Consider the following 12,374-nt stretch of genomic DNA (forward strand, 5'->3'; position numbering starts at 1 on the left):
CCCTTCCGTTACCAGACGTAGGCGAGGACTTCCCCGCCCACACCGTTGCGCTTGGCCTGCCGGTCGGTCTGAAGGCCGCCCGACGTCGAGATGATCGCGATGCCCAGCCCGCCCAGCACGCTCGGCAGCTCGGTCGACTTGGCGTACACCCGCAGACCCGGCTTGGACACGCGGCGCAGACCGGCGATGCTGCGCTCGCGGTTGCGGCCGTACTTCAGTTCCACGATGAGGTTCTTGTGCTTCTCACCCGGCTCGTCCCGGTAGCCCGAGATGTAACCCTCGCGCTTCAGGATCTCGGCGATGTTCGCCTTGAGCTTCGAGTGCGGCACCACGACCTCGTCGTGATACGCCGAGTTGGCGTTGCGCAGACGTGTCAGGAAGTCTGCGATGGGGTCGGTCATCGTCATGGTGACCTTCAACCTTTCTCGCCTGGTTCCCCCTGCTCAGAGGGCCTGTGGCGAAGTGGGAGCTTCTGTCGTTCCTACCAGCTGGACTTGGACACACCGGGGAGTTCGCCCGCGTGCGCCATCTCGCGCAGGCAAACCCGGCACAGTCCGAACTTGCGGAACACCGAGTGGGGCCGGCCGCACTTGTTGCAGCGCGTGTAGGCACGCACCTTGAACTTCGGCTTGCGGGCCGCCTTGGCGATCAGAGCCTTCTTGGCCATCAGTTCTCCTTGAACGGGAAGCCGAGCTTGCGGAGCAGCGCGCGGCCCTCGTCGTCGGTGGTAGCGGTGGTGACAACGGTGACGTCCATGCCGCGTGGGCGGTCGATGGAGTCGGGGTCGATCTCGTGGAACATCGACTGCTCGTTGAGACCGAAGGTGTAGTTGCCGTTGCCGTCGAACTGCTTGGCCGACAGCCCGCGGAAGTCACGGATACGCGGCAGCGCGATCGTCAGCAGCCGGTCCAGGAACTCCCACATGCGGTCGCCGCGCAGGGTCACGCGCGCACCGATCGGCTGGCCCTCGCGCAGCTTGAACTGCGCGATGGACTTGCGCGCCCGGCGCACCTCGGGCTTCTGACCGGTGATGGCCGCGAGGTCGCGGATCGCACCGTCGATCAGCTTGCTGTCCCGCGCGGCGTCGCCGACACCCATGTTGACGACGACCTTGACCACGCCCGGGATCTGGTGGACGTTCTCGTAGCCGAACTCGCTGCGGAGCTCGCCCTTGATCTCTTCGCGGTACCGCGTCTTCAACCGCGGCACGATCTTCTCTGCGGTCGTCATCAGATGTCCTTACCGGTCCGGCGCGAGATGCGAACCTTCTTGCCGTCCTCGCCGATGCGGTAGCCCACGCGGGTCGGCTTGCCGTCGGAGTCCACGACCATCACGTTCGACACGTGGATCGGGGCCTCCTGGGTCACGATGCCGCCGGACTGCGCGCCGCGCTGGGTCTGCGAGATCCGGGTGTGCTTCTTGATCCGGTTCACGCCCTCGACCAGCACCCGCTGGCGCTCCGGGTAGGCCTTGATGACCTTGCCCTTGGCGCCCTTGTCCTTGCCGGCGATGACGACGACCGTGTCGCCCTTCTTCACCTTCATCAGAGCACCTCCGGCGCCAGCGAGATGATCTTCATGAACTTGCGGTCACGCAGCTCACGGCCGACCGGGCCGAAGATGCGGGTGCCGCGCGGCTCGTTGTCGTTCTTGATGAGCACGGCGGCGTTCTCGTCGAACTTGATGTAGGAGCCGTCCGGGCGACGCCGCTCCTTCGTCGTGCGGACGACGACGGCCTTGACCACGTCACCCTTCTTCACCCCGGCAGCCGGGATGGCGTCCTTGACGGTGGCGACGATGATGTCGCCGATACCCGCGTAGCGCCGTCCCGAGCCACCGAGCACGCGGATGCAGAGGATCTCCTTGGCACCCGTGTTGTCGGCGACTCGCAGCCGCGACTCCTGCTGGATCACGTCAACTCCTGTATGTCGCGCCGGTTCTCACGCGGCGGTGAGCCTGGCGGAACGGAGGAGGCCCGAGTGGGCCTCCGATTACTTGGCCTTCTCCACGATCCGCACGAGCCGCCACCGCTTGGTGGCCGAGGTCGGGCGGGTCTCCATGAGGATCACGCGGTCACCGATGCCGGCGGTGTTCTCCTCGTCGTGCGCCTTCACCTTGCTGGTGGAGCGGAGAACCTTGCCGTAGCGGCGGTGCTTCTTGCGGTCCTCGAGCTCGACCACGATCGTCTTGTCCATCTTGTCCGAGACGACGTAGCCCTCGCGGACCTTCCGGTAGTTGCGACCGCTTTCGGCACTCTGGACCGGCTGCGCGGCGAGCTCTGGGGTCTGCTCACTCATCAGGCAGCACCTTCTTCATTCTCGGCGTCGGGGGAAACGGACAGACCGAGCTCGCGCTCCCGCATGACCGTGTAGATCCGAGCGATGTCGGCACGGACGGTGCGGAGGCGGCGGTTGTTGTCCAGCTGCCCGGTGGCCATCTGGAAGCGGAGGTTGAACAGCTCCTCCTTGGCCTCCTTCAGGCGCAGCACGAGCTCCTCGTTGGTGAGCTCACGCAGCTCTGCGGCGGCGACACCTGCCTGCGCCATCAGAACTCACCACCTTCACGGGTCACGATGCGGCACTTCATGGGCAGCTTGTGGATCGCGCGGCGCAGCGCCTCACGAGCCTGGGCCTCGTTCGGGAAGCTCAGCTCGAACATGACGCGGCCCGGCTTGACGTTCGCGACCCACCACTCGGGCGAACCCTTACCGGAACCCATGCGGGTTTCGGCCGGCTTCTTGGTGAGCGGGCGGTCCGGGAAGATGTTGATCCAGACCTTGCCGCCACGCTTGATGTGCCGGGTGATGGCGATACGAGCGGACTCGATCTGCCGGTTGGTCACGTAGTGGTGCTCAAGCGCCTGGATGCCGTACTCACCGAAGGTGACCTTCGTACCGCCCTTGGCGGCACCGGAACGCTTCGGCGAGTGCTGCTTGCGGTGCTTGACCTTGCGTGGGACGAGCACGCCTCAGCCCTCCGTCTTCTCGGCCGCGTCCGGCGAGCCCTGCGCGGGCGCCTCGCTGGTCGCGACATCCGTGTCGGCCTTCGCGGCGGCAGCGGCGCGGCCGGCTTCGGTCGAGGTCGGCGTCGTGCCCTGCGCGCCAGACCGGCGCGGGCGCGACGGACGCTCCCGGCGCGGACGCTCGTTGGCGGCCGCGGCGTCCCGCTCGGCCTTGGCCTTCAGGCCGCCGACCAGGTCGCCCTTGTAGATCCACACCTTCACGCCGATGCGGCCGAAGGTGGTGCGGGCCTCGAAGAAGCCGTAGTCGATGTCCGCGCGCAGCGTGTGCAGCGGGACCCGGCCGTCGCGGTAGTGCTCCGACCGCGACATCTCGGCACCGCCGAGACGGCCGCTGCACTGCACGCGGATGCCCTTGACCTGCGACGAGCGCATGGTCGTCTGGATCGCCTTGCGCATCGCGCGGCGGAACGCCACGCGGTTGGACAGCTGCTCGGCGACGCTCTGGGCGACCAGCTGCGCGTCCGCCTCGGGGTTCTTGACCTCGAGGATGTTCAGCTGGACCTGCTTGCCGGTCAGCTTCTCCAGCGAGCCGCGGATCCGGTCGGCCTCCGCGCCGCGGCGGCCGATCACGATGCCCGGACGCGCGGTGTGGATGTCCACCCGAACGCGGTCACGGGTGCGCTCGATCTCGACCTTGGAGATGCCGGCGCGCTCCATGCCGGTGGAGAGCAGCTTGCGGATCTTGACGTCCTCCGCCACGTACTCCGCGTACTGCTTGTCGGCGTACCAGCGCGACTTCCAGTCGGTGGTGATTCCCAGCCGGAAGCCGTGCGGGTTGATCTTCTGGCCCACTAGCGGCCACCTGCCTTCTTCTTACCGCTCTTCTTCGCTTCCGGACGCGACTCCACCTCGACCGTGATGTGGCTGGTCCGCTTCCGGATCCGGTACGCACGGCCCTGGGCACGCGGCTGGATGCGCTTGAGGGTCGGCCCCTCGTCGGCGTACGCGTTCTTCACGAACAGCGTGTCCGGGTCCAGGTTGAGGTTGTTCTCGGCGTTGGCCACGGCGCTCGCGAGCACCTTCGCCACCGGCTGGCTCGCCGCGTACGGCGAGAACCGGAGCACGGCGAGGGCTTCGGCGGCGCTAAGACCCTTGATCAGCTCGATCACCCGGCGCACCTTCGTCGGCGAGTCCCGGACGAAGCGAGCCCGCGCCACGGCCACCTGGGCCGGAGCGGTTTCTGGGGCTGTCATCGCTTGCTTTCCCTAACTCTCGTGTGCCCGCTCAGCGGCGGCGCGACTTCCGGTCATCCTTGACGTGACCCTTGAAGGTCCGCGTCGGAGCGAACTCGCCAAGCTTGTGGCCGACCATGGCCTCGCTGACGAACACCGGCACGTGCTTGCGGCCGTCGTGCACCGCGATGGTGTGGCCCAGCATGTCCGGGATGATCGTGGACCGGCGGGACCAGGTCTTGATCACGGTCTTCTTGCCCGACTCGTTGAGCGCGTCCACCTTCTTGAGCAGGTGGTCGTCCACGAACGGGCCCTTCTTCAGGCTGCGCGGCATGTTGTCTTACCTCCCTGCTCAGCGCTTCTTGCCGGTACGCCGGCGGCGGACGATCAGTGCGTCGGACGGCTTGCGGCGGCGGGTGCGGCCCTCCGGCTTGCCGTTCGGGTTGACCGGGTGGCGGCCACCCGAGGTCTTGCCCTCACCACCACCGTGCGGGTGGTCGACCGGGTTCATGACGACACCACGGACGGTCGGGCGCTTGCCGCGCCAGCGGTTGCGGCCCGCCTTGCCCCAGTTGATGTTCTGGTGCTCGGAGTTGCCGACCTCGCCGACGGTGGCGCGGTTGCGCACGTCCACGTTGCGGATTTCGCCCGAGGGCATCCGCAGCTGGGCGTACGGGCCGTCCTTGGCGACCAGCTGCACGCGGGCGCCGGCCGAGCGGGCGATCTTCGCGCCGCCACCGGGGCGGAGCTCGATCGCGTGCACCACGGTGCCGACCGGGATGTTGCGCAGCGGCAAGTTGTTGCCCGGCTTGATGTCGGCCCGCGGGCCGGCCTCGACGGTGTCACCCTGCTTGAGCTTGTCCGGCGCGATGATGTAGCGCTTCTCGCCGTCGGCGTAGTGCAGCAGCGCGATGCGGGCGGACCGGTTGGGGTCGTACTCGATGTGCGCGACCTTGGCCGGGATGCCGTCCTTGTCGTTGCGCCGGAAGTCGATGACCCGGTAGGCCCGCTTGTGGCCGCCACCCTTGTGCCGGGTGGTGATCTTGCCCGAGGAGTTGCGGCCGCCCGACTTGCTCAGCGGGCGCAGCAGCGACTTCTCCGGCTCCGACCGGGTGATCTCGGCGAAGTCCGACACGCTCGAGCCACGGCGGCCCGGAGTCGTCGGCTTGTACTTACGAATACCCATGACAGCTTCCGTCCCTTACGCGGCGGGTCCGCCGAAGATCTCGATCGGCTTGCTCTCGGCGGACAGCGTCACGACGGCGCGCTTGACGTTCTTGCGCTTACCGAAGCCGTAGCGGGTCCGCTTGCGCTTGCCCTGCCGGTTCAGCGTGTTCACGCTGACCACCTTGACGCCGAAGATCTGCTCGACGGCGATCTTGATCTGCGTCTTGTTGGCGTCCGGCCGGACCTCGAACGTGTACTTGTGGTCCTCGAGGAGCCCGTAGGACTTCTCGGAGATCACCGGCGCGAGCACGATGTCACGAGGGTCCGGGATGGCAACGCTGCTCACTGCGCTTCACTCCCTTCAACCTCGCTGGCCCGCGCGGAAGCCTTGGCCGCCTTGCCCTTGACGGGACCGGCGATGAAGGCGTCGTACGCGGCCTTGGTGAACACCACGTCGTCGTTGACCAGCACGTCGTAGGTGTTGAGCTGGTCCGGGTTGATCAGGTGCACGTTCGGCAGGTTGCGGGCGGACAGCCAGCCCTGCTCGTCCTCGCGGTGCAGCACGACCAGCAGGCGCTTGGCCTGGGTCACGGCGGCGAGGGCCTTCTTCGCCTCCTTGGTGTTGGGCTTCTCGCCCGACACCAGCTCGGTGATGACGTGCACCTGGCCGGCGCGCGCCCGGTCGGAGAGGGCACCGCGCAGGGCGGCGGCCTTCATCTTCTTCGGGGTGCGCTGGCTGTAGTCGCGCGGCGTGGGGCCGTGGACGGTGCCACCGCCGGCGAACTGCGGGGCGCGGGTCGAACCCTGGCGGGCGCGGCCGGTGCCCTTCTGGCGGTACGGCTTCTTGCCGCCACCGGAGACCTCGCCGCGGGTCTTCGTGTCGTGCGTGCCCTGGCGCGCGGCGGCCTGCTGGGCCACCACGACCTGGTGCATCAGCGGCACGTTGGCCTGCACGTCGAAGATCTCGGCGGGGAGCTCGACGGTGCCCTCGGCGCTGCCGGCCGGGGTCTTCAGCTCGACGCTGGTCATTCGGTCGCACCACCCTTCGCGGCGGTCTTGACGAAGACGAGGCTGCCCTTGGGGCCGGGGACGGCGCCCTTGATCAGCAGCAGGCCCTCTTCGGCGCGCACGTCGTGGACGGTCAGGCCCTGGGTCGTGACCCGGACGCCACCCATGCGGCCGGCCATCCGCAGGCCCTTGAACACGCGGCCCGGGGTGGCGCAGCCACCGATCGAGCCCGGGGCGCGGTGCTTGGCCTGGTTACCGTGGCTGGCGCCCTGGCCCTTGAAGCCGTGGCGCTTCATGACACCGGCGTAGCCCTTGCCCTTGCTGGTGCCCGTGACGTCGACGCGGGAGCCCGCGGGGAACACCTCGGCGGTGATCTCCTGGCCGACCTCGTAGGTCTCGGCGTCGGTCGTGCGCAGCTCGGCGAGGTACCGCCGCGGCGTCACGCCGGCCTTCTGGAAGTGGCCGGTCACCGGCTTGTTGACCTTGCGCGGGTCCACGGCGCCGAAGGCCAGCTGCACGGCCTGGTAGCCGTCGTTGTCCTGGGTACGGATCTGGGTCACCACGTTCGGCCCGGCCTGCACGACGGTCACCGGAACGATCCGGTTGTCCTCGCCGAAGACCTGGGTCATGCCGAGCTTGGTGCCCAGGATGCCCTTTACTTGCCTGTCAGACATGAGTCTCTTATCTCCGCCGCTCGCCCAACGCTTACTGGATGTTGACGTCGACGCTCGCCGGGAGGTCGATGCGCATGAGCGCGTCGACCGTCTTCGGCGTCGGGTCGAGGATGTCGATCAGCCGCTTGTGCGTGCGCATCTCGAAGTGCTCGCGCGAGTCCTTGTACTTGTGCGGCGAGCGGATGACGCAGTAAACGTTCTTCTCGGTGGGCAGCGGCACAGGTCCGACGACCGAGGCGCCGGTGCGCGTCACCGTCTCGACGATCTTGCGCGCGCTGGCATCGATCGCCTCGTGGTCGTAGGCCTTGAGCCTGATGCGGATCTTCTGTCCCGCCATGGTCGCAGCTCGTTCCTTCGTCTTGTGCCGCTATCTCTACCGGCACTTTCGCGCCGGTTTCCGCACGTCAACGCCCTCGCGTCCGATCCACGCGGTCGGGCGTGTCGCGCCCGCTGCGCAGACTGATCCCGCAAGAGGATCGTCGTCGTGCCGGTTGGTCTTCACCGCGAGACGGCCGTGCCGGCCATCTGTCGCGCCCGCGGTCTCCCCCTGGGATACCCACGGACCAAGGCCACTCGTGCCGGGGCGGCCGATTTCTGAACAGATATCGGCCGCCCCGCAACGAGCAACTCAACTAGTGTCGCACACGTGGTTCCACAACCCGGCCCCGGGGTGCTATAGGCACTCCGGGGCCGGATGGAATCACTTGATGATCTTGGTGACCTGGCCCGCGCCGACGGTCCGGCCACCCTCGCGGATGGCGAACCGCAGACCCTCGTCCATGGCGACCGGCTGGATGAGCTGCACCTTGATCTCGGTGTTGTCACCCGGCATGACCATCTCGGTGCCCTCGGGGAGGGTCACGACGCCGGTCACGTCGGTCGTACGGAAGTAGAACTGCGGGCGGTAGTTGTTGAAGAACGGCGTGTGACGGCCACCCTCGTCCTTGGACAGGATGTAGACCGAGCCCTCGAACTCCGTGTGCGGAGTCGTGGTGCCGGGCTTCACGACGACCTGGCCACGCTCGACGTCCTCGCGCTTGATACCACGCAGCAGCAGACCGACGTTGTCACCGGCCTGGCCCGAGTCGAGCAGCTTGCGGAACATCTCGACACCGGTGACGGTGGTCTTGGTCGACTTCTCGCGGATACCCACGATCTCGACCTCTTCGTTGACGTTGATCTGGCCGCGCTCCACGCGACCGGTCACGACGGTGCCGCGGCCGGTGATGGTGAAGACGTCCTCGATCGGCATCAGGAACGGCTTGTCGAGGTCACGCACCGGGTCCGGCACGTTGTCGTCGACGGCCTGCATGAGCTCCAGGACCGACTCCGACCACTTCGGGTCACCCTCGAGGGCCTTGAGGCCGGAGACCTTGACCACGGGGGCGTCGTCGCCGGGGAACTCCTGCGAGGACAGCAGCTCGCGGACCTCCAGCTCGACGAGCTCGAGGATCTCCTCGTCGTCGACCATGTCGGCCTTGTTCAGCGCCACGACGATGTAGGGCACACCGACCTGGCGGGCGAGCAGCACGTGCTCACGCGTCTGCGGCATCGGGCCGTCGGTCGCGGCGACCACCAGGATCGCGCCGTCCATCTGGGCGGCACCGGTGATCATGTTCTTGATGTAGTCCGCGTGACCGGGGGCGTCCACGTGGGCGTAGTGACGCTTCTCGGTCTGGTACTCGACGTGCGAGATGTTGATCGTGATACCGCGCTGCTTCTCTTCCGGCGCGTTGTCGATCTGGTCGAACGCCCGGGACTCGTTGAGCTCCGGGTACTTGTCGTGCAGAACCTTGGTGATCGCCGCGGTCAGCGTGGTCTTGCCGTGGTCGACGTGACCGATGGTCCCGATGTTGACGTGCGGCTTGCTCCGCTCGAACTTCGCCTTCGCCACTGGAATGTCCTCCTGGACTCTTGCTTTGCTTCACCGCCGGCGTGGCAGCCGAACGGCGATCGATCTGGTCGGTTGTGCGGACCCTAGGGGAGGCCCCTGTGCGCGCCCGCGTTGGGTGCTGAGGGGTTTACTCCCCCGTCGCCTTCGCGATGATCTCCTTCGCGACGTTCGAGGGAACCTCGGCGTAGGAGTCGAACGTCATCGAGTAGTTCGCCCGACCCTGGGTACGAGACCGCAGGTCGCCGACGTACCCGAACATCTCGGACAGCGGAACCAGTGCCTTCACGACTCGGGTGCCTGCCCGCTCGTCCATGGCCTGGATCTGACCACGGCGAGAGTTGAGGTCGCCGATGACGTCACCCATGTAGTCCTCGGGGGTGGTCACCTCGACGGCCATGACCGGCTCCAGCAGAACCGGGCTGGCCTGGCGCGCGGCCTCCTTGAGCGCCATCGAACCGGCGATCTTGAAGGCCATTTCCGACGAGTCGACCTCGTGGTAAGCGCCGTCCAACAGGGTCACCTTCAGCCCGACCAGCGGGTAACCGGCGAGGACACCGTACTGCATGGCGTCCTGGGCACCGGCGTCCACCGACGGGATGTACTCGCGCGGCACGCGGCCACCGGTGACCTTGTTGTCGAACTCGTAGAGGGCGCCGTCACCGGTGGACAGCGGCTCCAGCTTGATGATCACGCGCGCGAACTGGCCGGAACCACCGGTCTGCTTCTTGTGCGTGTACTCGTACTTCTCGACCGTGCGGCGGATCGTCTCGCGGTAGGCGACCTGCGGCTTACCGATGTTCGCCTCGACCTTGTAGTCGGACTTCATGCGGTTGACCAGCACCTCGAGGTGCAGCTCGCCCATGCCCGCGATGATCGTCTGACCGGTCTCCTCGTCCAGCTGGACCTGGAAGGTGGGGTCCTCCTCGGCCAGCTTCTGGATCGCGGTCGACAGCTTCTCCTGGTCGGCCTTCGTCTTGGGCTCGATGGCCACCTTGATGACCGGCTCGGGGAAGGTCATCGACTCCAGAACGATCGGGTTCTGCGGGTCGCACAGGGTGTCACCGGTCGTGGTGTCCTTCAGGCCGATGACCGCGTAGATGTGGCCGGCCTGGGCCTCGTCGACCGGGTTCTCCTTGTTGGAGTGCATCTGGAAGAGCTTCCCGATGCGCTCCTTGCGCTCCTTGGTCGAGTTGATGACCTGGGCGCCGGCGGCGACCTTGCCCGAGTACACCCGGACGTAGGTCAGCTTGCCGAAGAACGGGTGCGCGGCGATCTTGAACGCCAGTGCCGCGAACGGCTCGTCAACCGACGGCTTCCGGGACGCCGCCGTCTCACCGTCGGTGAGGGTGCCCTCGACGGCGGGGACGTCCAGCGGCGACGGCAGGTAGTCGATCACCGCGTCGAGCATGGGCTGCACGCCCTTGTTCTTGAACGCGGAGCCGCACAGCACCGGGTACGCCTCGCGGGCGACCGTCAGCTTGCGGATGCCGGCCTTGATGTCGGCCTCGGACAGCTCCTCGCCGCCGAAGTACTTCTCCATCAGGGCGTCGTCGGTCTCCGCGACGGCCTCGATCAGCTTGTCGCGGTACTCGGCGGCCTTGTCGGCGAGGTCGGCCGGGATGTCCTCGACCTCGTAGTCCTCGCCCTTCTTGACCTCGCCCCGCCAGGTCAGCGCCTTCATGCGGACCAGGTCGATGACGCCCTGGAAGTCGCTCTCGGCACCGATCGGCAGCTGGATGACCAGCGGGCGCGCGCCGAGGCGCTCCTCGATGGTGCGCACGGTGAAGTAGAAGTCCGCGCCCAGCTTGTCCATCTTGTTGACGAAGCAGATGCGCGGGACCTCGTACTTGTCGGCCTGGCGCCAGACCTGCTCGGACTGGGGCTCGACACCCTCCTTGCCGTCGAACACGGCAACGGCACCGTCGAGCACCCGCAGCGAACGCTCCACCTCGACGGTGAAGTCGACGTGGCCGGGGGTGTCGATGATGTTGATCTGGTGGTCGGCCCAGAAGGTGGTGGTGGCAGCCGAGGTGATGGTGATACCCCGCTTCTGCTCCTCCTCCATCCAGTCCATCGTCGCGGCGCCGTCGTGCACCTCGCCGATCTTGTAGTTGATCCCGGTGTAGAACAGGATCCGCTCGGTGGTGGTGGTCTTACCGGCGTCGATGTGAGCCATGATGCCGATGTTGCGGACCTTGTTCAGGTCGGTCAGCACGTCGCGTGCCACTGCACTGTTCCCCTGTCTCGAAGCGTGGGGCCCGGCCTGGCTTGTCTCGGCAGCCGGGCTACGTTCACCACCGGTAGTGGGCGAACGCCTTGTTGGACTCGGCCATCTTGTGGGTGTCCTCGCGGCGCTTCACGCTGGCCCCGAGGCCGTTGCTCGCATCGAGCAGCTCGTTCTGCAGACGCTCGATCATGGTCTTCTCGCGGCGGGCGCGGGAGAAGCTGACGATCCACCGCAGCGCAAGGGTCGTCGAGCGGCCCGGCTTGACCTCGATCGGCACCTGGTAGGTGGCACCACCGACCCGGCGGCTCTTCACCTCGATGCTCGGCTTCACGTTGTCCAGCGCACGCTTGAGCGTGACGACGGGATCCGTGCCGGTCTTCTCCCGGGCACCTTCCAGGGCGCCGTAGACGATGCGCTCGGCCAGCGAGCGCTTGCCGTCGGTCAGCACCTTGTTGATCAGCTGGGTGACCAGCGGGGAGCCGTAAACCGGGTCGGAGATCAGCGGCCGCTTCGGGGCCGGACCCTTGCGGGGCATTAGCTCTTCTCCTTCTTCGCGCCGTACCGGCTGCGCGCCTGCTTGCGGTTCTTCACACCCTGGGTGTCGAGCGAACCGCGGATGATCTTGTAGCGAACGCCGGGCAGGTCCTTCACACGACCACCGCGCACGAGCACCATCGAGTGCTCCTGCAGGTTGTGGCCCTCGCCCGGGATGTAGGCGGTGACCTCGATGCCGCTGGTCAGCTTGACACGCGCGACCTTGCGCAGCGCCGAGTTCGGCTTCTTGGGCGTCGTGGTGTACACGCGAGTGCACACGCCACGCCGCTGCGGACTCCCCTTGAGGGCCGCGGTCTTCTGCTTGGCAGCCTTGTCCTGGCGGCCCTTGCGGACCAGCTGCTGGATCGTGGGCAATGGACCAGCCTTCTGTCGCGTCTTGCTTGTTCCGTCTTGGTCTCCCCGGCCCCCGAGGTCGGGCGTGTCGGCCCGCGTCTGGGTCTGTCGACCGCTAACGTTCCCTCGGATTTCCGTGGAGCTCCGCTTCGCCGCGGCCGTCGCCACGATGCCGGAGCATCCCCGCTTGGCCGAAAAGCACGCAGAGCGGCCCGACGCATGCCGGGCACAGTCGTCAAAGATACCCGCCCTTGCGGCAGGCGGTGGCATCGGGGGTCCCTAACGGGCTCACACCCCGGCTCCGGCGAGAAGGTGGTGTGGCGA

20 protein-coding genes are annotated in these 12,374 nt (G+C 67.2%); all 20 read right to left on the reverse strand.

Annotated features, from left to right (window positions below; all coding sequences use genetic code 11):
- Positions 1-8 precede the first annotated feature (8 nt).
- Positions 9-407, reverse strand: coding sequence for a 30S ribosomal protein S8 (gene rpsH, locus D0D28_RS10370; RefSeq protein WP_020417564.1), 399 nt, complete (start codon positions 405-407; stop codon positions 9-11).
- Positions 408-481: 74 nt separating this feature from the next.
- Positions 482-667, reverse strand: coding sequence for a type Z 30S ribosomal protein S14 (locus D0D28_RS10375; protein WP_017986618.1), 186 nt, complete (start codon positions 665-667; stop codon positions 482-484).
- Positions 667-1,230 carry a 50S ribosomal protein L5 gene (gene rplE / locus D0D28_RS10380; protein WP_017986617.1) on the reverse strand — a complete coding sequence of 188 codons (564 nt, stop codon included), beginning with the start codon at positions 1,228-1,230 and terminating at the stop codon, positions 667-669. Before rplE ends, D0D28_RS10375 begins: the two co-directional genes overlap by 1 nt.
- Positions 1,230-1,544 carry a 50S ribosomal protein L24 gene (rplX, locus tag D0D28_RS10385; protein ID WP_017986616.1) on the reverse strand — a complete coding sequence of 105 codons (315 nt, stop codon included), beginning with the start codon at positions 1,542-1,544 and terminating at the stop codon, positions 1,230-1,232. Before rplX ends, rplE begins: the two co-directional genes overlap by 1 nt.
- Positions 1,544-1,912 carry a 50S ribosomal protein L14 gene (gene rplN / locus D0D28_RS10390; RefSeq protein ID WP_017986615.1) on the reverse strand — a complete coding sequence of 123 codons (369 nt, stop codon included), beginning with the start codon at positions 1,910-1,912 and terminating at the stop codon, positions 1,544-1,546. Before rplN ends, rplX begins: the two co-directional genes overlap by 1 nt.
- Before the next feature lie 78 nt (positions 1,913-1,990).
- Entirely contained in the window at positions 1,991-2,296 is a 306-nt protein-coding gene (rpsQ, locus tag D0D28_RS10395; RefSeq protein ID WP_020417563.1) for a 30S ribosomal protein S17, read from the reverse strand.
- Positions 2,296-2,544: a 50S ribosomal protein L29 gene (gene rpmC, locus D0D28_RS10400; RefSeq protein ID WP_017986613.1), complete on the reverse strand. Its 249-nt coding sequence runs from the start codon at positions 2,542-2,544 to the stop codon at positions 2,296-2,298. Before rpmC ends, rpsQ begins: the two co-directional genes overlap by 1 nt.
- Positions 2,544-2,963, reverse strand: a complete 420-nt coding sequence (rplP, locus tag D0D28_RS10405) for a 50S ribosomal protein L16 (RefSeq protein WP_094003902.1) — start codon at positions 2,961-2,963, stop codon at positions 2,544-2,546. Before rplP ends, rpmC begins: the two co-directional genes overlap by 1 nt.
- Positions 2,964-2,966: 3 nt before the next feature.
- Positions 2,967-3,812: a 30S ribosomal protein S3 gene (gene rpsC / locus D0D28_RS10410; RefSeq protein WP_017986611.1), complete on the reverse strand. Its 846-nt coding sequence runs from the start codon at positions 3,810-3,812 to the stop codon at positions 2,967-2,969.
- Positions 3,812-4,213, reverse strand: a complete 402-nt coding sequence (gene rplV, locus D0D28_RS10415) for a 50S ribosomal protein L22 (protein ID WP_026153758.1) — start codon at positions 4,211-4,213, stop codon at positions 3,812-3,814. The genes rpsC and rplV overlap by 1 nt, the downstream gene beginning before the upstream one ends.
- A 31-nt stretch (positions 4,214-4,244) precedes the next feature.
- Positions 4,245-4,526, reverse strand: a complete 282-nt coding sequence (rpsS, locus tag D0D28_RS10420) for a 30S ribosomal protein S19 (RefSeq protein ID WP_017986609.1) — start codon at positions 4,524-4,526, stop codon at positions 4,245-4,247.
- An 18-nt stretch (positions 4,527-4,544) separates the two neighbouring features.
- Positions 4,545-5,378: a 50S ribosomal protein L2 gene (rplB, locus tag D0D28_RS10425; protein WP_094003901.1), complete on the reverse strand. Its 834-nt coding sequence runs from the start codon at positions 5,376-5,378 to the stop codon at positions 4,545-4,547.
- 15 nt (positions 5,379-5,393) lie between these two features.
- The gene (gene rplW, locus D0D28_RS10430; protein WP_017986607.1) at positions 5,394-5,705 is read right to left on the reverse strand and encodes a 50S ribosomal protein L23; all 312 of its coding nucleotides are present in this window, start codon (positions 5,703-5,705) and stop codon (positions 5,394-5,396) included.
- On the reverse strand, positions 5,702-6,388 hold the full coding sequence (gene rplD, locus D0D28_RS10435; RefSeq protein WP_094003900.1) for a 50S ribosomal protein L4: 687 nt from the start codon (positions 6,386-6,388) through the stop codon (positions 5,702-5,704). The genes rplW and rplD overlap by 4 nt, the downstream gene beginning before the upstream one ends.
- Positions 6,385-7,041 carry a 50S ribosomal protein L3 gene (gene rplC, locus D0D28_RS10440; RefSeq protein WP_094003899.1) on the reverse strand — a complete coding sequence of 219 codons (657 nt, stop codon included), beginning with the start codon at positions 7,039-7,041 and terminating at the stop codon, positions 6,385-6,387. Before rplC ends, rplD begins: the two co-directional genes overlap by 4 nt.
- Before the next feature lie 31 nt (positions 7,042-7,072).
- Positions 7,073-7,378: a 30S ribosomal protein S10 gene (gene rpsJ, locus D0D28_RS10445; RefSeq protein WP_003883485.1), complete on the reverse strand. Its 306-nt coding sequence runs from the start codon at positions 7,376-7,378 to the stop codon at positions 7,073-7,075.
- Positions 7,379-7,741: 363 nt separating this feature from the next.
- On the reverse strand, positions 7,742-8,935 hold the full coding sequence (gene tuf / locus D0D28_RS10450; protein WP_094003898.1) for an elongation factor Tu: 1,194 nt from the start codon (positions 8,933-8,935) through the stop codon (positions 7,742-7,744).
- A 127-nt stretch (positions 8,936-9,062) separates the two neighbouring features.
- Positions 9,063-11,162, reverse strand: coding sequence for an elongation factor G (gene fusA, locus D0D28_RS10455; protein ID WP_094003897.1), 2,100 nt, complete (start codon positions 11,160-11,162; stop codon positions 9,063-9,065).
- Between the two features lie 64 nt (positions 11,163-11,226).
- On the reverse strand, positions 11,227-11,697 hold the full coding sequence (gene rpsG, locus D0D28_RS10460; protein WP_017986602.1) for a 30S ribosomal protein S7: 471 nt from the start codon (positions 11,695-11,697) through the stop codon (positions 11,227-11,229).
- The gene (rpsL, locus tag D0D28_RS10465; protein ID WP_003102113.1) at positions 11,697-12,071 is read right to left on the reverse strand and encodes a 30S ribosomal protein S12; all 375 of its coding nucleotides are present in this window, start codon (positions 12,069-12,071) and stop codon (positions 11,697-11,699) included. Before rpsL ends, rpsG begins: the two co-directional genes overlap by 1 nt.
- Positions 12,072-12,374: the final 303 nt, after the last annotated feature.

The organism is Amycolatopsis ruanii (genome assembly GCF_003385175.1).
Lineage (GTDB): Bacteria > Actinomycetota > Actinomycetes > Mycobacteriales > Pseudonocardiaceae > Amycolatopsis_E > Amycolatopsis_E thermalba.